This window comes from Nonomuraea sp. NPDC003707 (genome assembly GCF_053587055.1).
Genome location: NZ_JBSFNK010000040.1, coordinates 25,421 through 49,885 on the forward strand (window position 1 = coordinate 25,421; position 24,465 = coordinate 49,885).

At 71.6% G+C, this 24,465-nt stretch carries 26 protein-coding genes; 13 read left to right on the forward strand and 13 right to left on the reverse strand.

The window, feature by feature from the left end; translation table 11 throughout:
* Window positions 1-33: 33 nt before the first annotated feature.
* A complete protein-coding gene (locus ACWDRB_RS55780; protein ID WP_449908930.1) occupies window positions 34-825 on the forward strand; it encodes a lytic polysaccharide monooxygenase auxiliary activity family 9 protein in 792 nt (263 codons plus the stop codon).
* A gap of 7 nt (window positions 826-832) precedes the next feature.
* On the opposite strand, the gene ACWDRB_RS55785 is transcribed toward ACWDRB_RS55780, so the two are convergent.
* The 7 genes from ACWDRB_RS55785 to ACWDRB_RS55815 all read right to left on the reverse strand — a co-directional run bounded on the left by ACWDRB_RS55785 (window position 833) and on the right by ACWDRB_RS55815 (window position 7,374).
* Window positions 833-1,522, reverse strand: a complete 690-nt coding sequence (locus ACWDRB_RS55785; protein WP_449908932.1) for a TetR/AcrR family transcriptional regulator — start codon at window positions 1,520-1,522, stop codon at window positions 833-835.
* 116 nt (window positions 1,523-1,638) lie between these two features.
* A complete protein-coding gene (locus tag ACWDRB_RS55790) occupies window positions 1,639-2,862 on the reverse strand; it encodes a cytochrome P450 (RefSeq protein ID WP_449908934.1) in 1,224 nt (407 codons plus the stop codon).
* 83 nt (window positions 2,863-2,945) lie between these two features.
* Window positions 2,946-4,019 (reverse strand): trypsin-like serine peptidase, encoded by a 1,074-nt coding sequence (locus tag ACWDRB_RS55795; RefSeq protein ID WP_449908936.1) that lies wholly within the window; start codon window positions 4,017-4,019, stop codon window positions 2,946-2,948.
* Window positions 4,020-4,366: 347 nt separating this feature from the next.
* Entirely contained in the window at window positions 4,367-5,137 is a 771-nt protein-coding gene (locus ACWDRB_RS55800) for a hypothetical protein (protein WP_449908939.1), read from the reverse strand.
* A gap of 94 nt (window positions 5,138-5,231) precedes the next feature.
* Window positions 5,232-6,365, reverse strand: coding sequence for a hypothetical protein (locus tag ACWDRB_RS55805; RefSeq protein ID WP_449908942.1), 1,134 nt, complete (start codon window positions 6,363-6,365; stop codon window positions 5,232-5,234).
* A 211-nt stretch (window positions 6,366-6,576) separates the two neighbouring features.
* A complete protein-coding gene (locus tag ACWDRB_RS55810; protein ID WP_397368648.1) occupies window positions 6,577-6,963 on the reverse strand; it encodes a hypothetical protein in 387 nt (128 codons plus the stop codon).
* A 21-nt stretch (window positions 6,964-6,984) separates the two neighbouring features.
* Window positions 6,985-7,374 (reverse strand): hypothetical protein, encoded by a 390-nt coding sequence (locus ACWDRB_RS55815; RefSeq protein WP_449908944.1) that lies wholly within the window; start codon window positions 7,372-7,374, stop codon window positions 6,985-6,987.
* A gap of 556 nt (window positions 7,375-7,930) precedes the next feature.
* Between ACWDRB_RS55815 and ACWDRB_RS55820 the strand changes: the two genes are divergently transcribed.
* Window positions 7,931-8,569, forward strand: coding sequence for an RNA polymerase sigma factor (locus ACWDRB_RS55820; RefSeq protein WP_350723388.1), 639 nt, complete (start codon window positions 7,931-7,933; stop codon window positions 8,567-8,569).
* A 79-nt stretch (window positions 8,570-8,648) separates the two neighbouring features.
* Window positions 8,649-8,888, forward strand: a complete 240-nt coding sequence (locus tag ACWDRB_RS55825) for an anti-sigma factor family protein (RefSeq protein WP_449908947.1) — start codon at window positions 8,649-8,651, stop codon at window positions 8,886-8,888.
* Here the strand turns inward: ACWDRB_RS55825 and ACWDRB_RS55830 are convergent.
* Entirely contained in the window at window positions 8,883-9,134 is a 252-nt protein-coding gene (locus ACWDRB_RS55830; protein WP_449908950.1) for an anti-sigma factor family protein, read from the reverse strand. The two genes, ACWDRB_RS55825 and ACWDRB_RS55830, sit on opposite strands and share 6 nt — an antisense overlap.
* Window positions 9,135-9,239: 105 nt before the next feature.
* Here ACWDRB_RS55830 and egtA point away from each other — a divergent pair, with 105 nt between their 5' ends.
* The 5 genes from egtA to egtE are packed head-to-tail and all read left to right on the forward strand — an operon-like array spanning window position 9,240 to window position 14,764.
* Complete coding sequence (egtA, locus tag ACWDRB_RS55835; RefSeq protein WP_449908953.1) at window positions 9,240-10,502, forward strand: ergothioneine biosynthesis glutamate--cysteine ligase EgtA; 1,263 nt, start codon at window positions 9,240-9,242, stop codon at window positions 10,500-10,502.
* Complete coding sequence (gene egtB, locus ACWDRB_RS55840; RefSeq protein WP_449908956.1) at window positions 10,499-11,791, forward strand: ergothioneine biosynthesis protein EgtB; 1,293 nt, start codon at window positions 10,499-10,501, stop codon at window positions 11,789-11,791. The genes egtA and egtB overlap by 4 nt, the downstream gene beginning before the upstream one ends.
* The gene (egtC, locus tag ACWDRB_RS55845) at window positions 11,792-12,511 is read left to right on the forward strand and encodes an ergothioneine biosynthesis protein EgtC (protein ID WP_350723379.1); all 720 of its coding nucleotides are present in this window, start codon (window positions 11,792-11,794) and stop codon (window positions 12,509-12,511) included.
* Between the two features lie 19 nt (window positions 12,512-12,530).
* A complete protein-coding gene (gene egtD, locus ACWDRB_RS55850; RefSeq protein WP_350723377.1) occupies window positions 12,531-13,511 on the forward strand; it encodes an L-histidine N(alpha)-methyltransferase in 981 nt (326 codons plus the stop codon).
* Entirely contained in the window at window positions 13,508-14,764 is a 1,257-nt protein-coding gene (gene egtE, locus ACWDRB_RS55855) for an ergothioneine biosynthesis PLP-dependent enzyme EgtE (RefSeq protein ID WP_449908960.1), read from the forward strand. Before egtD ends, egtE begins: the two co-directional genes overlap by 4 nt.
* A 66-nt stretch (window positions 14,765-14,830) precedes the next feature.
* Here the strand turns inward: egtE and ACWDRB_RS55860 are convergent, their stop codons facing one another.
* From ACWDRB_RS55860 to ACWDRB_RS55875, 4 genes are all read right to left on the reverse strand, one after another.
* Window positions 14,831-15,247 (reverse strand): ATP-binding protein, encoded by a 417-nt coding sequence (locus tag ACWDRB_RS55860; protein ID WP_364245783.1) that lies wholly within the window; start codon window positions 15,245-15,247, stop codon window positions 14,831-14,833.
* Between the two features lie 100 nt (window positions 15,248-15,347).
* Window positions 15,348-16,181, reverse strand: a complete 834-nt coding sequence (locus ACWDRB_RS55865) for an SAM-dependent methyltransferase (protein WP_449908963.1) — start codon at window positions 16,179-16,181, stop codon at window positions 15,348-15,350.
* A gap of 186 nt (window positions 16,182-16,367) precedes the next feature.
* Window positions 16,368-17,636, reverse strand: coding sequence for a cryptochrome/photolyase family protein (locus ACWDRB_RS55870; protein WP_449908965.1), 1,269 nt, complete (start codon window positions 17,634-17,636; stop codon window positions 16,368-16,370).
* A gap of 80 nt (window positions 17,637-17,716) precedes the next feature.
* A complete protein-coding gene (locus ACWDRB_RS55875) occupies window positions 17,717-18,193 on the reverse strand; it encodes a hypothetical protein (RefSeq protein WP_449908968.1) in 477 nt (158 codons plus the stop codon).
* 62 nt (window positions 18,194-18,255) lie between these two features.
* Here ACWDRB_RS55875 and ACWDRB_RS55880 point away from each other — a divergent pair, with 62 nt between their 5' ends.
* On the forward strand, window positions 18,256-18,882 hold the full coding sequence (locus ACWDRB_RS55880) for a TetR/AcrR family transcriptional regulator (protein ID WP_355193929.1): 627 nt from the start codon (window positions 18,256-18,258) through the stop codon (window positions 18,880-18,882).
* On the opposite strand, the gene ACWDRB_RS55885 is transcribed toward ACWDRB_RS55880, so the two are convergent.
* Window positions 18,803-19,906, reverse strand: coding sequence for an AfsR/SARP family transcriptional regulator (locus ACWDRB_RS55885; RefSeq protein ID WP_449908971.1), 1,104 nt, complete (start codon window positions 19,904-19,906; stop codon window positions 18,803-18,805). The two genes, ACWDRB_RS55880 and ACWDRB_RS55885, sit on opposite strands and share 80 nt — an antisense overlap.
* A gap of 191 nt (window positions 19,907-20,097) precedes the next feature.
* Between ACWDRB_RS55885 and ACWDRB_RS55890 the strand changes: the two genes are divergently transcribed.
* From ACWDRB_RS55890 to ACWDRB_RS55905, 4 genes are all read left to right on the forward strand, one after another.
* Window positions 20,098-22,227, forward strand: a complete 2,130-nt coding sequence (locus ACWDRB_RS55890) for a PQQ-dependent sugar dehydrogenase (RefSeq protein WP_449908974.1) — start codon at window positions 20,098-20,100, stop codon at window positions 22,225-22,227.
* Between the two features lie 11 nt (window positions 22,228-22,238).
* On the forward strand, window positions 22,239-23,135 hold the full coding sequence (locus ACWDRB_RS55895; protein ID WP_449908977.1) for a sugar phosphate isomerase/epimerase family protein: 897 nt from the start codon (window positions 22,239-22,241) through the stop codon (window positions 23,133-23,135).
* 86 nt (window positions 23,136-23,221) lie between these two features.
* A complete protein-coding gene (locus ACWDRB_RS55900) occupies window positions 23,222-23,416 on the forward strand; it encodes a hypothetical protein (RefSeq protein ID WP_449908980.1) in 195 nt (64 codons plus the stop codon).
* Window positions 23,417-23,495: 79 nt separating this feature from the next.
* Window positions 23,496-24,434 (forward strand): hypothetical protein, encoded by a 939-nt coding sequence (locus ACWDRB_RS55905; RefSeq protein WP_449908983.1) that lies wholly within the window; start codon window positions 23,496-23,498, stop codon window positions 24,432-24,434.
* The last annotated feature ends 31 nt before the right edge of the window (window positions 24,435-24,465 follow it).

A 24,465-nucleotide genomic window follows, 5' to 3' on the forward strand; every position in this document is an offset into this window, starting at 1 on the left:
CTCGTTGCAGGACTATGCGAGGAGGACGGCCACGTGCGGCACCGGATCACGAGCGTAGGCGTCGGAGCGCTGCTGTCGCTGGGCCTGATCACCGCCCCCGCGGGCGCGCACGGAGCATTGGAGAGCCCGCTGAGCCGGGCGGCGGCCTGCGGCGCCGACAGCCCGCTGAAGACGCGGCCGGCCGCTTGCCGCGCCGCCGTGGCGGCCGGGGGGAAGACGGCGACCGCGGAATGGGACAACCTGCGGGTGGCGAACGTCGCCGGCAGGGATCGCGAGACGATCCCGGATGGCAAGCTGTGCAGCGGCGGCATCCCGGAGTTCAAGGGGCTCGACCTCGCGCGCGCCGACTGGCCCGCGACCACGCTCAAGCCGGGGGTGCGCTTCACCTTCCGCTACCGCGGCACGATCCCGCACCAGGGCACGTTCCGGCTGTACGTCACGAAGAAGGGTTACGACCCGACCAAGCCGCTGAAGTGGGCCGACCTGGAGCGCAAGCCCTTCCTCCAGGTCACCGACCCGAAGCTGACGGACGGCTCGTACGCGATCAAGGGCCGCCTGCCCTCGGGCCGGACCGGTCGCCACCTGATCTACACGATCTGGCAGAACTCCGACACGCCGGACACCTATTACTCCTGCTCGGACGTCGTCTTCCGCAACACCGCCCCTGGTCCCGCCGCCGGCGCGCGGGCCCAGCCAGGGCCGGCGACCGCGTACCGGCTCACCGGGTACACCGGGATGCCGTGGCTGGTCACCGCCGCGGCGCTGTTCGCGATCGGCGCCGGGGCGCTGGTCATCCTCCTGGCCCGGCCGCGCCGCCACCGCTGACCACCTCCTAGCCCGGCGTGGGGCCGGTCTCCTGGTCGAGGAGGGCGGAGCTGAGGCCGCAGACCGCGGTGACCAGGTTTTCGCCCAGCTCGCGCCACGACCGTTCGGCGGTGGCCGGATCGACCCGTCCGGAGGCCAGGTCGCCTTCGAGCTCGGCGCACATGTGCACGATGAGCAGGCGGGTCATGGACGCGTACCGCCCGATCAGCTCGGGGTCGCGCTCCTGCCCGCGCGGGGGTCGCAGCTGCTCCAGGCGCTGGAACGACGGCGTGCTCACGCTCGCCTCGGTCGTGTGGTCGCGCAGGGACGGCTCCACGACGGCCTGGGCGAGGAAGCGCCCGTACCAGGACGGGGTGCCCAGCTCGATGTGGTGCTCGATGCTCGGGGCGATGACGCAGGTGATCCAATCGCGGCGCGACACCTCGCCCGAGGACTCCAGCTCGGCCACCATCGGGGCCCGGAGCCGGTCGATCTCGGCCGCGTGGCGGGAGAGGATCGCCTGGATCAGCTCGTCGCGGGTGCTGAAGTGGTATTGGACGGCGGACTTGTTGCGCTGGCCCGCCGCCTCGCGGATCATCCTGATCGAGACGTTGGCGAACCCGTGCTCCGCGTAGAGCCGCTCCGCGGTGTGCATGAGCTTGTCGCGGGCGCGCAGCGAGCGGGGTGACGGCGTGGCGACCGCCGTGCTGACTTTCATGATCGATCCTTGAACTCGTCCTGCTGTGCCGTCCCCCGATCGATTATCGCCCTCGCCACGAGCACGGATGACGCCGGCGGCCCGCCGAGCGGTCCACCGGCGTCGTGCTCAGGAGGTCACCAGGTGACCCATACGTCCTGGAGCCCTCCCGACAGCCCTCCGGTGCGAAGGCGCAGGTCGTCCGGGGCGTCCCGCAACCGCAGGCCGGGCAGCCTGCGCGTCAGGGTGCCCAGCACGACCTGGAGCTCTAGCCTGGCCAGCGGCTGGCCGAGGCAGTAGTGCGGTCCCGCGCCGAAGGTGAGGTGCTGGTTGCTGTTCTGCCGCCGCGGGTCGAACCGCTCGGGGTCCGTGAACTTGGCCGGGTCGCGGTTGGCGGCGGGGACGTTGGGGATCAGCGTGCTGCCCGCGGGCACCGTGACCTCGCTGAGCTCGACGTCCTCGGTGAGGAACCGGGGCACCCCGCCGATGACCGACAGCGTGCTGTCCAGGCGCAGCACCTCCTCGACGGTGCCCGGGATCAGGTCGGGGTCGTCGATCACGGCCTCGTAGCGCTCGCGGTCGGCGAGCAGCATCGCCACCATGATCGCGATCATGTTCGAGGTCGTCTCGTGGCCGGCCAGCAGCAGGCCGCGCACGGTGGAGATGAGCTCGTCCTGGCTGAGCCGGCCGTCCTCGGCGTCGGTGATCTGGGTCAGCTCGCTGAGCAGGTCGTCGCCCGGGTTCTCCCGGTTGTGGTCGACCAGGTCGGACACGTACGAGGTGAACTCCTGGTACGCCTGGTCGACCTCCTCCTGGGTGTTGCGCGTCAGCGTGAGCATGGTCCTGGACCAGTGTGCGAACTTGTCCTGGTCCTCGCTCGGCGCGCCGACCAGCGCGCAGATGACCCGCACCGGGAGCGGCAGGCCCAGCCCGGCCGACAGGTTGCCGGGGGAGCCCTTGGCCAGCATCGCGTCCATCAGGTCGTCGGTCATCGCCTGGACCTTGAGCCGCCACACCTCCATCTTCCGCGCCGTGAACCAGCGGCTGAGCAGGCGTCGCCACCGCATGTGGCCCTGCCCTTCCCTGATGTCCATGGTGCCTTCGTTGCGCCGGTTGAACAGCCCGCCGTCCTTGGTGGTGGACAGCCGGGCGGCGCCCTCCCTGGCGAGGTTACGGCTGAAGCGCGGGTCCGCCATGACGGCGCGGGCATCGTCGTACCTGGTCACCAGGGTGGCCACGTCCCCGCTCGGCAGCCGTACGTGCGACACCGGGCACTTGTCCCGCAGCTCCGCCAGCTGTGGCGGCGGCTCCAGGGCGGTGGGGCGGTCGAACGGGAAATCGGGGATCGCGTCAGCGGTCATGTGTCCTCCAGCTCGGAAGCCTGACCCTTCCGAATATAAGTCGGCCGCCTTATTAAGGCAATCGCCTTGAAAGCCGAGCGGACTCAGGCCGCGTTGGCGCGCTGGGCGGACTGGTAGACGGCCATTGCCTCGTTCCCGAAGAAGGGCCCGAACATGAACTGGGGGGCGAAGTCGTACTTGAAGCTGTTGACCGAGTTCAGCCAGCCCAGCCCGGTGGACTCGTTGAACCCCTGGAACCACGGCCCGCCGCTCGACCCGCCGGTCATGTTGCAGCGCAGGCCCTGGTCCCTGGTCTGGACGGTGTCGTTGAACGTGCGCCCGCTGCAGTAGATCAGCCGGGAGCCGTCGAAGGGTGCGGCCGCCGGATAGCCGAAGGAGAACATCTGCCGTCCCCTGGGCTGGTTGAACGCAATCCCCTGCCCGCCGACCACGTCGGTCAGCGTCTGCCCCTGCAACGGCGCGACCACGGCGGCGGCGACGTCGAAGTTGATGTCCTCGTTGGCGTTCCACTGCTGCGTGGTGAGCAAGCTGGTGGCGACCCAGGTGCCGAACGGGCGCCGCCCGTTGTCGAACCCGGGCACGAACACCCAGTTGCGGTGCGCGGCCCCGTTCATCTTCACGCAGTGCCCGGCGGTCATCACGACGCTCTCATTGGCGCTGGTCACTGCCGAGCCCGAACAGGAGGCGTTGCCGCCCTCCGCGGTGGTGAAGAAGACGCGCCCGGTGGTGCGGACGATGGCGCCGCCGTCGGTCCACCGCAGGCCGGGGCTGTTGGGCACCACGGCCTGCAGCCGCTGGTTGACGGCCTGGGTGCCGGCGACCGACCAGGCCGCGCCCCGGGTGGCGGCGCCGCCGCCGGTCGACCAGGAAGAGCGCTGGACCGAGCCGTTCCGGCTGGCCCACGGGGAGCCCTCGGTCGGCCCGCTCGACTGGCTGCGGCGCGGCGGCGGGTCCCCCAGCGGCTGCGCCGCCAGCATGCGCTGTGGTGTCCAGTACTGCAGGACGCTCCTGCGTTCCGACCAGGAGTCCGCGCCGGACCAGCCGACGGGCCTGGGACCGAGACCGCTCGGTGCGCTCGCCTGGGCGGCGCCCGCCGGGACCAGAGCGCCCGCCAGAGCGAGCGCGACGGCGGAGAGCAGGACGACTCTGCGATGCATTCGTACCTCCCGAAACCGGAATCTGCCGCATGGAGGTACGTACAGCGCTAAGTATCTTCCTCAAGGCATGCACATATTGATATAGCGCCATTGCCGGACGAACTGCTGCCGATACCGGGAGTAACCGCCACCGCCGCCGCCATTTGCGGTGATGAGCTGCGCTGTTCACGCAGAGGCGTCAGACTGTTACCCGCGGCCATCGCCCTTCGGCGGTCCAGGTCATAGACGCCGGGAGGACCAAGCGATGGCCGCACCCGGGTCTCGCGCCGTCGCGACGGCGCGAGCGCACTGTGGTTGACTGCCTCCTCGACGACCTGGCCGTCGTCGTCGAGGAGGTTCACCCGGAACTAGCGGCCCGTCTCGGTGGACCAGAGCGGGCGCTTGCCGTCGTAGATGACGACGTTGCCGTCGTCCTGCATCTCCAGCCGCGCGCCGGGGTTCTTGCCGGTCTCGGAGTCCCACAGCGGCGTCGTGCCCTTGTAGACGACCAGGTTGCCGTCCTTCTGCATCTCCAGCCGCGCGCCCGGGTTCCCGCCCGTCTTCGAGTCCCACAGGGCCTTGCCGGCCTTGTAGAGCACGAGGTTGCCGTCCTCCTGCATGGCGAACTGGTAGTCGCCGTTGCGGGAGCGTACGTACTGGTTGGGCTTGAGACCGTAGCCGGGCTTGAGCACGCTGATCGTGGCGTGGCGGGTCCACAGCGGGGTCTTGCCGGCGTAGATGACCAGGTTCCCGTCGTCCTGGACGGCCAGGCGGGCGCCGGGGGTGTCGGTGTTCGAGGCCCACAGCGGGGTCTTGCCGCGGTAGACGACCAGGTTCCCGTCCTCCTGCATGGCGGCGAACGCGCCCGGGCTGTCGCCGGTCTGGCTGCTCCACAGCGCCGTGCCGCCCCGGTACAGGACCAGGTTGCCGTCGGTCTGCTGCTGCAGGACGTAGTCGCCGCCGGACGACCGTACGGAGTCACCCGCCTTGAGCAGCTGACCCGGGTTCAACCACGTCGTACGCTCGACGCCCGCCGTGACGCTGTGGGCCGTGGCCGCCGACGCGGAGGGCGCGACCGAGCCCACGACCACCGCGCTCGCCAGCGCCAGGGCCCCGACGTATGCCGATATCTTTCGCATGTTGCTCCCCCAGTGAGGTGATCAAGGAGAGCGACACTAATCAACGGCCGCCATGGGGCCGACTCATTTCGAAAGGCCTGAAACTGTCGCCTCGCTACAGCAGATCCTCGTGGCGGACGGCCGCCTCCTGCCTGACCTCCGCCAGGAACGCCTCGACCGGACCCCGCCGGAGCGGGTCGGTGCTCTCGTCGACGAGGGTGCCCAATGGGTGCACGCGGTGCACGTCCAGCAGCCAGCAGCCGTGGATGGCCTCCAGCAGGTTCTCCAGCAGGTCGAGGGCCGGGCGGGCCGGGTCGAGCGGGGTGATCGGCAGGTAGACGGCGTCGAAGTCGAGCCCGAGCTCGGGGTGGTCGGCGTGGGCCCGCTCGGCGAGCTCCTCGGCCGCGGTGATGCGGTATCTGGCCTCCGTGACGCCGCTGAGGTGGCCCTCGGCGATGTGCAGCGCGTGGCGGATCATCGGCATGACGGCCTGCCGGGGGGACATGCCCGCGCCTATCGCGGTCACGATCTCGGTGAGGCTCTCCTGGACGAGCGGCCTGATGCCGTCGACCCGGGCCACGACCTGCGCCGGGTGCAGGCGGGCGCGGCGGGCGGTGGTGGAGGCCGCCGCGTAGAGCCAGTGCGCGGCGGCGATGGCGGCCGCGGCCGGATCCACGTGGGTGAACAGCTCCTCGGGGCCGAAGGGGTGCCGGTGCAGCAGGCCGTCGGCCTGGGCGACCTGGAGAGGGGAGGCGTCCTCGCGGCTGAGGACGACGGCCTGCTGGGCCCGGTCGGACAGGTCGCCGAGCTCGGCCTGCTCGATTGCGGCCAGCTCGTCGGTGACCTCGGTGATGATGCGGACCGTGAGCTGCGAGATGTCGAAGGCGCGCAGGGAACGGCCGACGCGATGGGCGCTGTCCTCGACCCTGGTGGTCGCCGTGGGGAACGGGCTGCCGATGGAGGGGCCGGGGCTGGTCAGCGCGGGGACGATGGCGGCGAAGGCGTCGCGTTCGCACTGCCGGTACCAGCCCAGGCTGTTGGGTCCGTGCCGCTCCGCGGTGCTGGCCGGATGGGTGTAGCAGCGCCAGCAGGCCTGCGACAGGTCGGTCAGGGACGTGGCCAGCCGCAGGGCGTCCCAGGGGGAACGGGCCCGGGGCAGTTCGGCGACGGTGGTGGCGCTGTCGCCGATGCCGGTGCTCCATTGGGCGATGAGCATGTTGCGGCTGTGATCTATGGCGTACCGGGTCACGCGACCTCCTCGGCTGAAGGGGGCGGGGTGAGCGTGATGGCATGCCCAGGATGCTGTATTCACCGGTGCCCCGGAGGGGATTCGCTCCGACTGCAGGTCGCTGATCTGCGCTTTTGCCGGGAAATGCGGCGTAACTCCTCTGTCAGCAGCCGAAGGCCGCCAGGCGGCAGGGCCGCGCGCATCGCGTTCGTCGCGCGCGGCCCTGGCGGCGTCAGGAGACGGACAGGTAGAACGCCGAGTCGCCCCGCACCCTGAAGCCGACCTGGCTGTAGACGGCGATGGTGTCCAGGCGGTTCTCGCCGCACGCCGACGACGGATTGAGCTCGACGGACAGCGAGCGGGGAGCGGAGTATTCGCCGATGGGCGTGACGTGGATCGCCGTCGCGCCGGTGAAGTCCACGCTCTCGTCGACGGACACGCAGTAGACGCCCCTGTACGGGTGCCAGACGTCGTTGACGTGGCTGCCCTCGATCAGGGAACCGTCCATGTCCACCTCGGCCGACGCCTGGGCGTACGGCGTGTCCGCGTGGGCGGCGACCGGCGTCAGGACGGCGGCTGCGGCGAGCACCCCTGCGGCAATGCGCCTGATGTTCTTCATTGGTTGTCCCTTCGGTCCAGATCAGGAGATGGAGAGGTCGAAACCGGAGTCGGCGAGCCGCGCCGTGTGGGGGTTGAAGACGTTGATCGTGACGGTGTTGTCCCGGTGGCAGGTCGCCGAGGGGTTCCTGAAGGCGATGTGCGGCAGTCGCAGCGCGTGGCGCGCGGTGATCTGGATGACTGCCTCGGTCACGTCGACGTCTTGGGCGACCTGCACGCAGTACTTGCCGGTGGCCGCCCGCCAGGTCGCGACGATGTTCTTGCCCAGGTTGAGCCTGCCGTCCGCGTCGACGACCGCCGCGGCCCGCGCGTACGGGGCCTTGAGTTCGTCGGCGTACACGGCAGGGCCGGTTGCCAGGACGAGACCGGTGGCGGTCAGAGCGAGCCCGCCCGCCAGGATACGACGGAGCATGAAGTCCCCCTCGGTTACAGACAGATGTATGCCACGACAGAAAGTAATTACGGGAGGGGGATTGCGACGCGAGCCACCCCGGAAGGCGACGCTCAAGCTTTTTTGATCAACCGCAAGTGAACCCGTGGCCCATCGCAGGCGTCATGCCTCCTCCGGCGGCCGCGTTCGCGGTCGCCGGAGGAGTGCGGTTCAGGCCGGCATCAGGGTGCCCAGGCCCCTTGGACGGCGAAGCGGACACTGGGGTCGAGGGAGATATCGAACATGATGCCGACTATCGTCCCGAGGATGGATCTCCACCAGGAGGTGGCGCCGGGGATGTCCGGAACTTTGGGAGTCTGGTCCTAAGGGAGCGGGATCGCGGGCCCGTAACGTCGTGAACTGCGCCTTTGGGAAGGTTCTGACCTGTTTATCCGAAAAATACACATCTTGTGGCCCTTCGCCGAGACGGAAGAACGTCAGTGGGAAGGATTAACGTGGGGCGGTATGTCCCGGGCGAGGGCCGGCGATCGGTCCCGATGCCATGGATGTCTCAGCGTTCGAGCGGAGGGAAGCGATCGTGGGGTCTCTCGCGGGTGGTGAGCTGCCCCCGGATGACGTCGTCGTCACGGCCCTGCGCGCCGGGGACGAGGCGATGTTCGCGGCGCTGCTCGACACCTGGTCCGGGGGCATGTTGCGGGTGGCCAGGTCCTACGTGTCCACCGACCACTCCGCGGAGGAGGTCGTCCAGGACACGTGGCTGGCGGTGATCGGCGGGATCGACGCGTTCGAGAGCCGCTCGTCGGTCAAGACGTGGGTCTACCGCATCCTGATCAACACCGCGAAGAAGCGCGGCGCCCGCGAGAGCCGCACGCTGCCGTGGAGCTCCTTCGAGCACGACGGCGTCTCGGTGGCCGACCAGGGCTTCGACGCGGTCCTGCCGGGCGGCTGGAAGGAGCTCCCCGCGACCTGGCCGACGCCGGAGAGCGAGGCGCTCGCCTCGGAGGTGCGCGGGCTGATCGCCGAAGGGCTGGCGAGGCTGCCTCCCCGGCAGCGGATCGTGATCACCTTGCGGGACGTGGAAGGGTGCACGTCCGAGGAGGTGTGCGAGATCCTGGAGATCTCCGAGGCCAACCAGCGGGTGCTGCTGCATCGCGCCCGCACGGCCGTGCGCGGCTGGCTCGCGGACTATTTCGAGTCCGTGAAGCAGCCGGAGTAGCCGGTGGGCTTCTCCTGGGCAGCGAAGCGGCGACAATAAGTGAAACGGTTCATATCCAGAGGCAAGGGCGGTCGACGTCGTGAAGCGGTTCACCTGCGACGAGCTGGCGGGACTCATCACCGCCTACCTTGAGGACGCCCTCGACCGGCCCGCCCGCGACGGCGTGCGGGAGCATCTGGCCTGCTGCGAGGGGTGCGAGCGCTACGTCGAGCAGTTCCGGGCGACCATCGACGCCCTCGGCGACCCGCATCCGGAGAAGCTGCCCGCCGACATGCGCGACCGGCTCATGTCCACCTTCCGTGAGCGGCGCCGGTTATGAGCCGGGGCTCATACGGAAGCTCGCCCGCAGCGCGGCGAGCACCGGCGCCGGCATGACGTCGTCACGCAGGCAGCCGAGCGCCGCGATCGTCGCCAGGATCTGCGCCCGCCACTCCGAACACGCCGGGCAGGCGTCCAGATGGTCCGCGACCAGCCGCCGTCGCCCCGCCGGGAGCGCCGCCTCCAGATAGTCCGTGAGCAGCTCCAGCACGTCGTCGCATCCGAGGTCGTCCGCTGCCCGCTCCATGTGACCTAGTCCCGGTCACGTCCCATCCGTTACACGAAAATCCGCCTGTAACGTTCGCGCGCCTCGCGGGTCTGTAGACCTGTGCGCCACGCGAAGGGGACGACGATGATCGGGCTGACGTCCGAGAGCACGCCGCTGCGGGACGCCTCCGAGGTGGCGGATTTCGCGCGCCGCTGCTTCCAGCCGGCCGCGCAGGATCCGGACGCCGAGGAGCGGGTGGGCGTCGAGCTGGAGTTCCTGGTCTTCGACCGTGCGGCGGCGGCCGCGCAGGTCCCGATGGCCGAGGTCGAGCGGGCCGTCCCGGCGCTGCCGGGCGGCAGCCGGGTGACGTTCGAGCCGGGCGGGCAGCTCGAGCTCTCCGGTCCCGCGGCCCCGCTGCGGGACGCGATCGACGGCCTGGCCGCCGACGTCTCCGCCGTGCGCGCCGCCCTGCGCCCGGCGGGGCTGGTGCTGGCCGGGGTGGGCCTCGACCCGGTGCGCCCGGCCCGCCGCCAGCTCCGCCTGCCCAGGTACGACGCCATGGCCGAGTTCCTCGGCGAGCCGTACGGGGCCCTGATGATGTGCTCGACCGCCTCCGTCCAGGTCAACCTGGACCTGGGGGAGCGGCCGCAGGCCCGGTGGGAGCGGGCGCACGCGCTCGGCCCCGTGCTGATGGCGGCCTTCGCCAACTCCCCGCTCAGCGGCGGGCGGCCGTGCGGCTGGATGTCGGGCCGCCAGGCCGTCTGGGACCGCCTCGACCGCACCCGGACCGCGCCCGTGCCCGCCTCTGGCGACCCCGCCGCCGATTGGGCCGGCTACCTGCTGGACGCCCGGCTCATGCTGGTGCGCGAGGACGGGGAGCGATGTCGCCCGGTCCGCGACGGCTCGACGTTCCGCGACTGGCTGAACGGCGCCGGCGAGCGCCGCCCCACCGCCGACGACCTGGCCTATCACGCCACGACGGTCTTCCCCCCGGTACGGCCCAGGGGCTGGCTGGAGATCCGTTACCTCGACGCCCAGCACCCGGCGGCCTGGCCGGTGTGCGTGGCCGTGACCCACGCCCTCGTCGCCGACGACCGGGCCGCCGACACCGCGCTGGCCGCCGTGGAGCCGTACCTGGGGCCCGGCCGGATGCCGAGCCGGGAGTTGTGGCGGGACGCGGCGCGGTGCGGGCTGACCGAGCCGCGCCTGGGCCGGGCCGCCGAGGCGTGCTTCCGCGCCGCGCTGGAGGCGCTGCCCCGCCTCGGCGCGGACCCCGGCCTGGTCGGCGAGGTGGCCGCGTTCGCCGACCGGTACGTGACAACGGGCCGCTCACCGGCGGCCGACCTGATGGATCCGGTGCCGGGACGGCGCGTCCCGGCCTGGCTGAACGGGGAAGGACGGCAATGACCGACTCCAAGGAACGCATCGCGGCCGAACTCCTCGCCGTGCGCGACCGGTCGCTCGCCTACACCGAGGCGGACGACGACCTGCTGGTGCGTCAGCACTCCCCGCTGATGTCGCCGCTGGTGTGGGACCTCGCGCACGTCGGCAACTACGAGGAGCTGTGGGTGCTGCGCGCGGCCGGCGGCATCGAGCCGATCCGCCCCGAGATCGACGACATCTACGACGCGTTCAAACATCCGCGCAAGGACCGCCCCACCCTGCCCCTCCTGGGCCCGGCCGAGGCCCGCCGCTATATCGAGGGCGTACGCGGGCGCGTGCTCGACGTCCTCGACGCGATCGACCTGGAGGGCGCGGACCCGCTGCACCGCGACGGCTTCGTGTTCGGCCTGGTGATCCAGCACGAGCACCAGCACGACGAGACCATGCTCGCCACCCTGCAGCTGTCCGGGCAGCCCGGCCTGGTACGCGAGGGCGACCTGCCGCAGGGCCGGAGCGGCGGCCCCGAGGAGGTGTACGTGCCCGCGGGCTCCTTCATGATGGGCACCGCCACCCTCCCCTGGGCCTACGACAACGAACGCCCCGCCCACCAGGTGGACCTGCCCGCGTACTGGATCGACCGGCTTCCCGTCGGCAACCGCGCGTACGCGGCGTTCATCGAGGAGGGCGGCTACGGCGACCCGCGCTGGTGGTCCGCCGAGGGCTGGCAGTGGCGGCAGCGCAGCGGGGTGGTCGCCCCCCTGTTCTGGGTCAAGGAAGGCGACGCCTGGTGGCGCAGGCGCTTCGGCCGGACCGAGCCGATCCCGATGGACGAGCCCGTCCAGCACGTGAGCTGGTACGAAGCCGACGCCTACGCCCGCTGGGCCGGCAAGCGGCTGCCCACCGAGGCCGAGTGGGAGAAGGCCTGCGGCTGGGACCCGGAGGCCCGCCGCGCCCGTCGCTACCCGTGGGGCGAGGAGGCCCCCGACCCGGCCAGGGCGAACCTCGGCCACCGCGCCGCCCACCCCGCGCCGCTGGGCGCCTACCCGGCCGGGGCCAGCGCGTACGGGGTCGAGCAGATGGTCGGAGACGTGTGGGAGTGGACCGGCTCCTGGTTCCAGCCCTACCCGGGCTTCCGCGCGTTTCCCTACAAGGAGTACAGCGAGGTGTTCTTCGGACAGGAATACCGGGTGCTGCGCGGCGGCTCCTGGGCGGCCGACCCGGCGGCGGTCCGCACCACGTTCAGGAACTGGGACTACCCGATCCGGCGGCAGATCTTCACCGGGTTCCGCTGCGCGCGTTCGGAGCTGGTCTAGGTGTGCAGGCACGCGGCCTGGCTGGGCGAGCCCCGCCCGCTCACCTGGCTCATCCACGAACCCGAGCACGGCCTGTTCGAGCAGTCGTACGCGCCCCGGCACCAGCGCAACGGCATGATCAACGCCGACGGTTACGGCATGGGCTGGTACGACTCCACGCGCCCCGAGCCCGTGCGCTACCGCCGTACCGTGCCCATCTGGTCCGACGCCAACCTGCCCGCGCTCGCCCAGATCGCCCGCTCCACCTGCCTGCTCGCGGCCGTGCGCTCGGCCACCGCGGGCATGCCGATCGAGGAGAGCGCCACCGCGCCGTTCACCGACAAGGGGTGGCTGCTCAGCCACAACGGGCGCGTCAGCAAGGACGCGCTCCGCGACCTCGCCGACGACCTGGCCGGTCGCGCGGAGAGCGCGTGCGACGCCGCCTGGGTGGCGACCGCCGTGTTCCTGCGCGGGCGCGCCGGGCTGGGGCTGGGCGAGGCGCTGGCCGAAGTCGTCGTCCACGCCGGGAAGAAGGACCCCGGCGCCCGCCTCAACCTGCTCGCCTGCGACGGCGCCTCGATCGCCGCGACCGCCTGGGGCGACACGCTCTTCCACCACCGAAGCCACGACGGCGTGCGCGTGGCCAGCGAGCCGCTCGACGACCTGCCGGGCTGGCAGCCCGTTCCCGAGCGCAGCCTGCTGACCGTCACCCCCGACCGCGTTGCCGTGCAGCCGTTGTGATCTCACCATAGGAGGCCTCATGGCCGTCAGCCAGTCGTCCGTGCATGTGATCAACCATCTCGACCGTGACTACCTGCGGCAGGCCCTCGAACGTGACGTCAGGATGGGTCTGACGTCCTCGCCGAAGTGGTTGCCGCCCAAGTGGTTCTACGACACCGCGGGCAGCGAGCTGTTCTCCCGCATCACCCGGCTGCCCGAGTACTACCCGACCCGGCGCGAGCTGGCGATCCTGCGGTCCCGGGCCGCGGACCTGGTCGCCGCCTCCCGCGCGGACACGCTGGTCGAGCTGGGGTCGGGCACCAGCGAGAAGACGGAGCTGCTGCTGGAGGCGCTCTCCGCGGCGGGCACGCTGCGCGCGTACACGCCGGTGGACGTGGACGCCGTCACGCTCGAGGCGGCGGCGCGCCGGGTCGCCGGGCGCTTCCCCGGGCTCGACGTGCGGGCGGTGTGCGCCGACTTCGAGCACCACCTGGGGCTGCTGCCGCGTACCGGGCGGCGGATGGTGGCCTTCCTCGGCGGCACGATAGGCAACCTCGAACCCGTCGCCCGCAGGGCGTTCCTGAAGGAGGTGCGGGCCACGCTCCGGCGGGGGGACACGTTCCTGCTCGGCGCCGATCTGGTGAAGGACACCGAGCGGCTGGTGGCCGCCTACGACGACGCGGCCGGAGTGACGGCCGCCTTCAACCGCAACGTGCTCCACGTGATCAACCGGGAGCTGCGGGCCGACTTCGAGCCGGAGGCGTTCGAGCACGTGGCGCTCTACGACGAGCGGCACGAATGGATCGAGATGCGGCTGCGGGCCGTCCGGGACCTGCGGGTGCGGGTCTCGGAGCTCGGGCTGGAGGTGGACTTCGCCGCGGGGGAGGAGATGCGTACCGAGATCAGCGCCAAGTTCCGGCCGGAAGGGCTGCGGGCCGAGCTGGCCGGGGCGGGCTTCCTCGTCCGCCGCGGTTACACCGACCCGGACGGTGACTTCACCCTGATCCTGGCGGAGGCATGATCCCCGGAACGGGGCAGGTGGCGCCGCCCGCCGGGGCCGGGCCGGACGCGTCGGCCGCCGGAGTCGGGCCGGACGCGCGGGCCGATCGGGCCGGGTGGGCGGCGCGGGCCGGTGAGCTGTGGCGGGCGGCGCGCAGCGTCGCGCCGCCCGGGCATCTCGACGCGGCCGGTTGCAACGTGCCCAGCGACCGGGTGCTCGACGCGGTCGTGGCGCACCTGCGGCTGGAACGGGAACGCGGCGGCTACGCGGCCGTCCCCGACCTCACCCCGGCCAGATCGGCCCTGGCCGGGTTGGTCGGGGGCGGCCCGGCGGACGTGGCGTTCCTGGAGAGCGGGACGGCGGCGATGGCGGCCCTCCTGGGCGGGTGGCGGCTCCCGCCGGGCAGTCGCGTCGGCCACGCGCGCACCGAGTACGGCGGCACGCTGATGCTGCTGCACCGCCTGGCCGCCCAGCGGGGCTGGCAGCCGGTCGAGCTGCCGGTGGACGGCGACGCCCGCCTCGACCTCGAAGGGCTGCGGGCCCTGCTGGCGTCCGGTCTCGACCTGGTGATCGTCTCCCACGTGGCCTCCCATCGCGGCGTCGTGCAGCCCGCCGAGGAGATCGGGGCGCTGTGCCGCGCGGCGGGAGTGCCGTTCGTGCTGGACGTCTGCCAGTCACTCGGGCATGTCGAGGTACGCGGGGCGGGTGCGACCGCGTACGTGGGGACCTCGCGCAAGTGGCTGGCCGGGCCGCGCGGCGTCGGCTTCCTGATCGTCCCCGGGCTCACGCCGGCCATGGACGCCGCGGTCCCCACCCTGGGAGGCCACTTGTGGAGTTCTGATAGCCGGCTGCCCGAGTGCGGCGGCCCGGTGCCGTTGCCGGGGGTGGTGCGGTTCGAGAGCTCGGAGGCGGCGGTCGCGGCGCGGGCCGGGCTCGGGGCGGCCGTGCTGGAGCATCACGAGCTCGGGCCGTTCGCGGTCCACGCGCACCTGGCCGACCTCGGCCGTACGGCGCGCGGCGTGCTCGACGGGGCCGGCGGGTGGCGCGTGGTCGAGCCGCTCGACGAGCCGTCCGCCCTGGTCACGCTCCGGCCGCCGCCGGGAGACAGCGCGCAGAGCGCCGCCGTCCGGGCCGCCGAGGCGTCGCTGCTGGTCAACGTCGTACCGACCGCTCGCGCGCCGCTGGACCTGCGCGAACCCGTGCTCCGCGTCTCCCCGCCACCCGGCACACCCGTGGAGACCCTGCACGCCCTGGCCCGCGTCCTCGCCCGCTGACGCCGCGCCCGCCGCACCCGTTTAAACCGCGCCCGCCGCGCCGGTCTGAGGGCAGCCCGCCCCGGGTCAGATGGCGCTCAGGACCGAGAACCAGACGACCTTGCCGCCGTCCGCCGCGGTCACTCCCCAGTCGTCGGCGATCGCCGAGACGATCTGCAGCCCCCGCCCCGAGAGCGCGTCCGCGTCGGGCGAGCACGGGCGGGGCTCGCCGTCGCCCGGATCGAAGACCTCCCCGTACAACCGGTCCGCACGATCTTCCAGGCGTAACGCGTACGCCGACCCGCCGTACCGGACGGCGTTGGTCACCAGTTCGCTGACGATGAGCACGCAGTCGTCGATCAGCCTTTCCAGGCCCCAGCCGGTCAGTTCGGTCCGGACGAGGGAGCGCGCCTCGCAGACACCGGCCGGCACCGACGGCAGCAGGTACGCGACCGCGCGAGTCGGAGCGGCGGACAAGGAGCTGGGGCGGGGGGACATACGCATCACGTCTCTCAGATTGGGAGCGCTCCCAACTCCACGATAAGCTCTCGCCCTCACTTATGTGAATGCGATTTCGTTACGATTCCGGGCTCGGAGAGACGCGTCAGGGGATGTGGGCGACGGCGCCGTAGTTGCCCGATGCGCTCGGCTCGTCGGCGCAGGCGAGGTCACGCCCGCCGGGGTGCCACTCCGGCACCCACACCAGCCCGGGCTCCATCAGGTCGAGGCCGTCGAGCAGGGCCGCGACCTCCTCCCGCGAGCGGATCGCGAGGCGGGGCAGCGTCATGGCGACCATGTCGCGGACGGCGGGCAGCAGCTCCGGCGGGACGGCGTCGAACGTGGTGTGCAGCAGGCCGAGGAAGCTGCCCTTGGGCGCCGTGTGCTGGAGCCGCTTGACGACGTAGTGGGCGTACTCGTCGTCGTCGAGGCTGTGCGACGACAGCAGGAGCACGGCCAGGGGCCGCTCCCAGTCGATGAACGTCTGGACCACGTGGTCCTGGAGCATCTCGTCGATCTCCCGAACATCGCCGTCCACCACGCGGACCAGGTCGGTGAAGGGCTCGATGGTGGCCTGGGCGGTGGCCACCACCATCGGGTTGTTCTCGACGTACACGACGCGTACCGCGGACCCGGGCGAGGCGCGGCGGGCTATGTCGTGTAACCGGTTCCCGGCCGAGAGGCCGCTGGGGACGCCACTGCCCACGATCATGAACTGGTCCACGCCTTCGGCCGCCAGATGGGCCACCACCCGGGACAGGAATTGTAGAACGGCGCGGGCCGCGGTCGTGAGGGCAGGTGTAACTTGATCAAAATGGCGCACCACGTCTTTGTCCGCCAGGAAGTTGTCCTTCCCACCTGCGGCAGCGTCGAATATCCGAGTGATTCTGGCTTGCGTCGTGTCGAGCCTGGCCAGGTTTCGGACAGCACGTCGGTGCATGAGCGTTGTCCCCTTTCCCCTCGCCGCTGACCTTTTTGCGGTAAGCGATCTTTGGACTTCACTCGATGACTCTGACCATATGTTCCAACAATTCCAGTCAATGACAATACGATAGACCGGTTATTTCGGGAAATGTTTGTGACCAGATTCTTCGTGACACGGCCGGCGTAATAGATCGTCCGAGAGTCATCCCTGGTCAGCGGCACTGTCAAGCCGCGCTGGGTACCCGGCGGGCGGCGCGGAAAGTCGCCAGGGCTCGTGGACGTACGGGGCCGGCACGGCGGCGAGTTCGGGCACATAGCGGCGGACATAGTGGCCCTCGGGGTCGTAGCGCTTGGCCTGGCGTAGGGGATTGAAGGTGCGATTGGGACGGGTGTCGTTCCCCGTGCCGGCGACCCATTGCCAGTTGCCCGAATTGTCGGCCACATCGCCGTCGAGCAAGTGCTCGAAGAAGTGCCGTACGCCGTCGCGCCAGTCGAGGCCGAGATGCCTGACCAGATATGCGGCCGTGATCAGGCGGGCCCGATTGTGCATCCAGCCCTCGGCGAGCAGTTGCCGCATCCCGGCGTCCACGATGGGCAGCCCGGTCATCCCGGCCTGCCACGCCTGCAGCGCGTCCGGGTCGTGCTGCCAGCGCCGTTCGGGGTGGCGGTAGTTCTCGCGGCCGATGCGCGGGAACGCGTACGTCACCTGGTGGTGGAAGTCCCGCCAGCAGAGCTGGCGGACGAAGGCCTCGCTGCGCTCGGCGCGGCAGGCCAGCTCCAGCGGCGACAGGCAGCCGAAGCGGAGGTACGGGCTGAGCCGCGAGGTGCGGTCGCCCGCCAGGTCGTCGTGCCCCTCGGCGTAGCCGTCCAGCCCCTGGCGCAGCCAGCGGTCGGCGCGCTCGCGGGCCGCCGGCTCGCCGCCGGGCATCGGCCCGGGCGGCTGGGGCCGGGGCAGCCGCCCGGCGGCCAGGCCCGAGGGCATCCGTACCGTGCGCGGCGGCGGCAGGACCGGGCGGCGGGGGTGGCGGGTCCACGCGCGCCAGTAGGGGGTGAAGACCCGGTAGTGGTCGCCGCCGCCCGAGGGCCGCAGCGCGTCCGGGGGCACGACGGTGACGCCGGGGAAACGCAGGTACTCGATCCGCTCCCGGGCGAAGCGCTCCTCGCGCCGCCTGGCGAGCGAGCTGACGTCCGCGCCGGCGCAGATCGTCGTCGCGTCCACCTCTGCGGCCAGCTTCATCGCCTCGTGGACGACGTCGCCCTGCCGTACGACCAGGTCGCCGTCGCGGGCGCGGAGCGCGGCCCGCAGCTCGGCCAGGCACTCCAGGAGGAAACCGTGCCGATTCCCCTCCGGTACGGCCGGGTCCAGCACGAACAGCGGCACCACCCGCTCGGCCCGCTCGCAGGCGGCGACGAGGGCGGGGTGGTCGTGGACGCGCAGGTCCCTGTTGAACAGCACGATCGCCGTGGACATGGGGACAGTGTGAGCCGGACGCCGTTCGCGCGGCTCGCGGGAGCGCCGGGGGAGACCGGCCAGGAGCTCCAGGTGGGCCGCTACGCCTCGCGCAGGCGGATCAGGCGGATGCCGTACATCACCAGCCAGACCACCCAGATCAGCCAGCCGGCGAGGCCGATGAGCCCGAGCGGGCCCTCCGTCTTCATGACCAGGAAGGCCAGGAGGCCGAAGGGAACTGGAGCACCGCCGCCGCGAACCCCAGCATGCCCTCCCAGGGGCGCAGCAGCTTCGCGCGCAGGCCCGCCACGGACAAACCGACGAGCGCCATGGCCAGGAACGTGCCGTTGAGCGTGAACACCCCGTCGTGCCACGCCCACGCCCCGCTTCCGTTCGGACGCCCACAGCGCGGAGACCGCGCCCGCGCCGAACACGGTGGCCAGCACCCAGGCGACGGGGCCGAACGCGGGTCCGAGGCCGACGATGTGGCCGTTCGCGCCGAAGAACGCGTTGACCTCGTCGAGCCCGGCGACCGTGAGCGGCAGGCCGGCCGGGGCCATGATCAGGTTGGCGGTCACGATCGAGGCGGCGAAGCCGATGGCGGCGATGCCGCCGATCCGGGAGCCTTAGGGTGCAAGTCATGGAGGCAGAGGTGGGGCCGCGCCGTTACGACTCGCTGCGCCGTACGACGCAGGCGCTGGAGACGCGGGCCGAGATCGCCCGAGCCGCGCGGCGGCTCTTCGTCGAGCGCGGCTGGGCGGCGACGACCGTACGCGACGTGGCCCGCGAGGCGGGGGTCTCCGTGCCGACGGTCTACTCGGTGTACGGCAACAAGACCGGCCTGACCCGGGCCCTGGCCGACGCCGCCGACCTGTCGGCCGACCCGTCCCAGCAGCTCGCGGAGCTGGAGGCCCCCGGGACGGATCCCGCGCGGCAACTGGCCGCGATGGCCGGCTTCGACCGGCGCCTGTACGAGCGCGCCGGGGACGTCATCACCCTGCTGCGCGAGGCCGGCCGCGTCGAGCCCGAGCTGGCGACGGTCTACCGCGACGGCCGCAGGCGGGCCGACGAGACCCGCACGGCGGTGTTCTCCTCCTGGCCCGCCGGCGCGCTCCGCCCGGGCCTGGACGTGCCGGCGGCCGTGGACGTCTATGCGGGCATGTGCAGCATCGACGTCTACGCCACGCTCACCGCCGAGCGCGGGTGGTCACCCGAGCGGGTCGAGCGCTGGTGGAGCGAGGCGCTGGTCCGCGAGCTGCTGAGCTGACCGAATGATCGGCCTGCCAGTCGACCAGGCGGCGCCTGTCATCCACTGGTCGCCACGTGAAGGGGCTCGCGGGTGGCGGCGGCGCGGTTGCGCCACCAGTGCAGGCCGGCGGCGTCGGCCAGCTGTTCGAGGGTGGTGAGGTGGGCGGCGGCGGTGTCGTGATGGCCGGTGGCGGTGGCGAGCAGGGCGAGGTACCAGTCGACGGGGCCCAGGCACAGGACCGCCGACAGGGCGGAGATGCGGCCGGCGGCGACGGCCGGGCGGGCGTGCCAGAGCTTGAGGTCGCGGGCCTGGTCGTCCGCGTCGTCGTAGACCTGGTCGGCCTCGTCGAAGCGGCCGTCGAGGCCGAGCTGGTCGGCCAGCAGCTCGGCCGCGTGCGCAGCACGCCCAGCGCCTCCGCCTGGCGGCCGGTACGGTACAGGGCCAGCGCGAGCAGGCTCCACAGCCGCTCGCGCAGCGGGTTCGCGACCGCCTCGGTCTCCAGGTCCGTGATCACCGCCTGGGCCCGGCCCAGCTCCAGCAGCACGTTCGCGCGCCGTTCGAGCGCGACCAGCCGCAGCTCGCGCAGCCGGCTCACCTCGGTGACGGCCCACGGCTCCTCGGCGAACTCCCCGTACGGCGTGCCGCGCCACAGCCCGAGCGCCTCCTCCAGGCAGGCCAGCGCCTCCACCGGTGGCCGCAGCTCCGCCCGGCGCAGCAGCTCGGCGAACCGGTCGGCGTCCACGTGCTCGGCGGCGAGCAGGTAGCCGGGCGGCCGGCCGATCAGCAGTCCGGGCCGGGCGCGCGGGAGGCGGCCGGGCTCGAGGGCGCGGCGCAGGTTCGACACGTACGAGTGCAGCGTGGGCAGGGCGCTGGGCGGCGGCGCTCCGGCGTACAGGTCGTCGATCAGGGCGTCGGAGGAGACCACCGTTCCCCGCGCGACCAGCAGCCGCGCCAGCACCGCCCGCGGGCGTGCCCCGCCCAGCGCGACGGCCCGCCCGTCGCCGGTACGGACCTCCAAGGGCCCCAGAACTCGGAATTCCACCGGCCAAGTGTGATCAAGCCGACTTGGAGCACACTGCAGCGCAACTTGGAACCGATGGGGCACTTAGTCCGAGCGGAAGGCGAAAGATGCTCGATCATCCGCGATTACCCCCTCCTCTATCGGCGTAACTCGGGTTACATTCACGGTGATTTGCCCTCTCTTATCCCCCGAGTAGACCGAAGGGAGAGGCAATGCGAGTGAGAACCGTGATCGCGGCCGTGTCTGCCGCGGCGATCCTCCTGCCCGCCGCCGCCCACGCCTCCGGGAGCGCCGGGAGCGCCGGGAGTGCCGAGAGCGCCGCGAGCGCCCCGGCCCCGCCTCCCGACAGTGACTTCCAGAAGGTGACGCTCAACGACAATCCGGGCGAGCCGATGGACCTGGCGGTGTTACCGGATTCGAGGGTGCTGCACACCACCCGGCGCGGCGACGTCTGGTTGAACGACCCGAAGACCGGCCTCAACACGCTGGCCGCCCGGCTCGACGTCTACCGGCACGACGAGGAGGGGCTGCAGAGCATCGCCCTCGGCCCCGGCTTCGGCACCGGCTCCAAGAAGGACGACTGGGTCTACCTCTACTACTCGCCACCTCTCGACACCCCGATCGACGACCCCGCGACGCCGGACGTCAACGAGGGCGACGCCCCGGTCACCGGCAAGCCCGCGGACTTCGCGCCCTTCAAGGGGCTGATCCGGCTGTCCCGGTTCCGCTTCACCGGCTCCACCATCGACCTGCGCACCGAGCAGCGCGTCCTCGACGTGCCCGTGGACCGCGGCATCTGCTGCCACGTCGGCGGGGACATCGTCTTCGACGCCGCCGGCAACCTCTACCTGTCGACCGGCGACGACACGAACCCGTTCTCCTCCGGCGGCTACACCCCGCTCGACGAGCGGTCGGACCGGAACCCGGCGTTCGACGCCCAGCGCAGCGCCGGCAACACCAACGACCTGCGCGGCAAGATCCTGCGCGTCAAGGTCCGCCCGGACGGCTCCTACACGATCCCGCGCGGCAACCTCTTCCCGCCGGGGACCGCGGGCACCCGGCCGGAGATCTACGCGATGGGCCTGCGCAACCCGTTCCGCATCGAGGTCAACCGGTCCAACGGTGACCTCTACGTCGCCGACTACTCGCCCGACGCGGGGGAGGCCGATCTCAAGCGGGGTCCGGCGGGGAACGGCAAGTGGACGAAGATCCGCAAGGCGGGCAACTACGGCTGGCCGTACTGCGCGACGGCGCGGCTCCCGTACGTCGACTACGACTTCGCGACCGGCGCGTCCGGCAACGCGTTCGCCTGCGCCGCACCCGTCAACGAGTCGCCGCACAACACCGGCCTGCGCCGGCTGCCGCCGGTGGTCCAGCCGGACGTGTGGTACTCGTACGGGCCGTCGCAGGAGTTCCCGCAGCTGGGCACCGGCGGCATCGGCCCGATGGCCGGGCCCGCGTACGCCTACGACCCGCGCGCCGCGCAGGGCCGCACCACCGTGGCCTGGCCCAGGTACTACGACGGCGTCCCGCTCTTCTACGAGTGGACCCGCGACTACGTCAAGGCGTTCCACCGTGACGGGCGGATCGAGGACGTGCTGCCGTCGCTCGTGTTCGACAACCCGATGGACATGGAGTTCGGCCCCGACGGCGCGCTCTACGTGCTGGAGTACGGCGACGGCTACTTCCAGGAGAACCCGGACGCCCAGCTCTCGCGCTTCGACTACATCGGCAACACCGGCAACCACACTCCCGTCCCGGCCGCCGCCGCGTCGGTGACCGCCGGCCACGCACCGCTCACCGTCAACTTCACCAGCGCCGGCACGACCGACGCCGACGGGGACCGGATCCGCTACGCCTGGGACTTCGACGCCGACGGCCGGGTCGACTCCCGCAGCCCGCAGGCGTCGTACACGTACCGGCAGAACGGCCTCTACAACGCCACGCTGCGCGTCAGCGACGAGGCCGGCAGGTCGGCGGCGACGTCGGTGCGGATCGTGGTCGGCAACGCCGCGCCGGTCGTCGAGCTGGTCCGGCCCGCCGACGGGCAGACATTCAGGTTCGGCGACGCCGTCGAGTTCGAGGTGCGGGTCACCGACGACCAGCCGGTGAACTGCGCCAACGTGACCGTGGACTACATCCTCGGCCACGACGAGCACGGCCACCCGCAGACCACGGCCCGCGGCTGCACGGGCTCCATCCAGACCACCGTGCCGAGCGGGCACGATCCGGATACCGATCACCTCACCGGCGTCTTCGTCGCGACCTACACCGACCCCGGCGGCGCGGACCTGCCCTCGCTGACCGGCAGCGACGAGGTCATCCTCCAGCCCACACGTTAGGAGAACCCCCCATGTGCTACGGATACGGCCCCAGCAGGCGCTCCCTGCTCGCCGCGGGCCTCGGACTCGGGGCGGCCGCCGTCGCCGCCGCCTCCCCGGCCGCCGCCGCGGCCACCGCGCACCACCCCGGCAGGAACCGCATCCCCCGGGACCAGATCAGCATCCAGCTCTGGACGGTACGCGACGACCTCGCCAAGAACTACGACGCCACCCTCGCCTACCTGGCCGAGACCGGCTACCCGAAGATCGAGGTCGCGCTCGGCTACTTCGGCCGCACGGCCAAGCAGCTCCGTACGTTCCTCGACGGGCTCGGCATCCGGGCCAGCTCCAGCCACGACGGCCTCACCGCCGACCAGGCCGCCCTGGACACGAAGATCGAGAACGCGCTGACCCTCGGCCAGTCCTTCATGGTCGTCCCCTACCTGAACTCGACCAGCCTGGACGAGTGGAAGGCGTGGGCCGGGCGCATGAACGTCGAGGCGCAGGCCGCCCGCGCGGCGGGTCTGCGCTACGGCTACCACAACCACGCCCACGAGTTCACGACCGACCTCGGAGGCGGGAAGACCCCCTGGGACGTGCTCACCTCCGAGCTCGACCCCCGCCTGGTCCACCTGGAGATCGACATCTACTGGGCGGTCACCGGCGGCGTCGGACGCGGCGCCGCCGACCCGGTGCGCTTCGCCCTCGACGTCATCCGCAGGGCGCCGCAGCGCGTGCTGCAGTTCCACGTCAAGGACCGGCACCTGGACGGCGACATGGCCGACCTCGGCACCGGGACCATCGACTTCCGGCGGATCTTCGACAAGCACCAGGTGAAGGAGTACATCGTCGAGAACGACACTCCCGACGTGACCCCCCGGCAGACCGCGGAGGTCGGCTACCGCTACCTGCGCAAGCTCCGGTACTGACCACCGTCGGACCCGCCGAGCCCGCCCCCAGGGCCGGGCTCGGCGTTTATTTGAGCGCGAAACCATGGATGCGCAGGGAGCACTGTGTGGACGACCGGCGGGGCTGGCTCGCCGTCCTGACCGACGACGGCCTGGCCGCGCTGCGGGCCACGGCTCCCCGCCACGTGGCCAGCGTGCGCGAGCACCTGATCGACCTGCTCACCCCGGAGCAGCTGCGGCAACTGGAGGACATCAGCCAGGTCCTCCTCGATCACCTCATCGAGCCGGGCGGCGCGCAGTAGGCAGCCCGGGCCCGTCCCCGCCGCCGCGTATACGCGCCGTCAACGTTCCGCATGCGGGCGGGTCCTACGGTCTTGGGCCATGTCGAGTCATCGGATATCGCCGGAGCACCGGTACCCTCCCGAAGCTCCGGGGAGCGCCGTCGCCACGAGGCCGGAGCAGGGGCCGGAGCAGGAGCAGGAGGACGGCGGCGGCGTCATGGCGCTGCTCGAACGCATCGGATCCGTCGTCGTGCCGATCACGGTGGCGCTCTATGCGGTCCTCTACATCGGCGTCGAGCAGATGTACGCCGTCTTCGGCGTCAACCCGCAGCAGGTGGGCGTCGACCAGTCGGTCCTGCTCGGCCGGCTGACGAGCACCCTGGTCCTGCTCCTGCTGGTCGCCCTCCCGCTGCTCGGCGTCATCGCCGGCCTGGCATGGCTGATCGACAAGCTGACCGGCGGCGCGGCGAACAGGCTCTTCCAGGGGATCAGGAAGCGGCCCTGGATCGCCGCCACGATGGCGGCGCTGTGGTGCGGGGCGACGTACTGGGGCATCTTCCGCATCTTCGGCACGCTGGACCTGTTCGTCATGGTCGTCGTCGCGGTGGGGCTGGGCGTGCTGGCCTTCCTGATCCCGTTCCGGCTGATGCGCCGCAAACCCGTCGGGCGCGCCGGGACGAAGGTGATCGTCGGCGGCCTGACCGGCGTCGGCCTGGGGTTCCTGCTCATCCTGAGCCTCGTCGAGGGCGCGATCGACGTCCAGGAGACCGGCCAGGCCAGCGAGCTGCTGGGCGCGGTCGGCTTCCAGGACCAGTGGACGGTGGTCAAGAGCGCCGAGGACGACAAGCCGCTCTACGACGGCCGCTGGATGATGCTGCTCGGCGAGAGCGACGGCACGTACGTCATGTACGACTGCGACAAGCTCGAGACCTTCCGCAGGCCCATGGAGACCACCAACCTCAGCCGGATCCAGCTCGATCCCGAACGCAGAGAGGGCTTCACCTGCGGCGACCTCGCCCAGCAGGACAGCGGCAACTAGCTCCGACCCATCGCGAACACAAGGAGAACAC

Coding starts and splice junctions, on each gene's coding strand:
- ACWDRB_RS55785 (WP_449908932.1), bottom strand. CDS start 1,522: ATGAAAGTCAGCACGGCGGTCGCCACGCCGTCACCCCGCTCGCTGCGC.
- ACWDRB_RS55790 (WP_449908934.1), bottom strand. CDS start 2,862: ATGACCGCTGACGCGATCCCCGATTTCCCGTTCGACCGCCCCACCGCC.
- ACWDRB_RS55795 (WP_449908936.1), bottom strand. CDS start 4,019: ATGCATCGCAGAGTCGTCCTGCTCTCCGCCGTCGCGCTCGCTCTGGCG.
- ACWDRB_RS55800 (WP_449908939.1), bottom strand. CDS start 5,137: ATGCGAAAGATATCGGCATACGTCGGGGCCCTGGCGCTGGCGAGCGCG.
- ACWDRB_RS55810 (WP_397368648.1), bottom strand. CDS start 6,963: ATGAAGAACATCAGGCGCATTGCCGCAGGGGTGCTCGCCGCAGCCGCC.
- ACWDRB_RS55815 (WP_449908944.1), bottom strand. CDS start 7,374: ATGCTCCGTCGTATCCTGGCGGGCGGGCTCGCTCTGACCGCCACCGGT.
- ACWDRB_RS55830 (WP_449908950.1), bottom strand. CDS start 9,134: ATGGAGCGGGCAGCGGACGACCTCGGATGCGACGACGTGCTGGAGCTG.
- egtA (WP_449908953.1), top strand. CDS start 9,240: ATGATCGGGCTGACGTCCGAGAGCACGCCGCTGCGGGACGCCTCCGAG.
- egtB (WP_449908956.1), top strand. CDS start 10,499: ATGACCGACTCCAAGGAACGCATCGCGGCCGAACTCCTCGCCGTGCGC.
- egtD (WP_350723377.1), top strand. CDS start 12,531: ATGGCCGTCAGCCAGTCGTCCGTGCATGTGATCAACCATCTCGACCGT.
- egtE (WP_449908960.1), top strand. CDS start 13,508: ATGATCCCCGGAACGGGGCAGGTGGCGCCGCCCGCCGGGGCCGGGCCG.
- ACWDRB_RS55860 (WP_364245783.1), bottom strand. CDS start 15,247: ATGCGTATGTCCCCCCGCCCCAGCTCCTTGTCCGCCGCTCCGACTCGC.
- ACWDRB_RS55865 (WP_449908963.1), bottom strand. CDS start 16,181: ATGCACCGACGTGCTGTCCGAAACCTGGCCAGGCTCGACACGACGCAA.
- ACWDRB_RS55870 (WP_449908965.1), bottom strand. CDS start 17,636: ATGTCCACGGCGATCGTGCTGTTCAACAGGGACCTGCGCGTCCACGAC.
- ACWDRB_RS55880 (WP_355193929.1), top strand. CDS start 18,256: ATGGAGGCAGAGGTGGGGCCGCGCCGTTACGACTCGCTGCGCCGTACG.
- ACWDRB_RS55890 (WP_449908974.1), top strand. CDS start 20,098: ATGCGAGTGAGAACCGTGATCGCGGCCGTGTCTGCCGCGGCGATCCTC.
- ACWDRB_RS55895 (WP_449908977.1), top strand. CDS start 22,239: ATGTGCTACGGATACGGCCCCAGCAGGCGCTCCCTGCTCGCCGCGGGC.
- ACWDRB_RS55905 (WP_449908983.1), top strand. CDS start 23,496: ATGTCGAGTCATCGGATATCGCCGGAGCACCGGTACCCTCCCGAAGCT.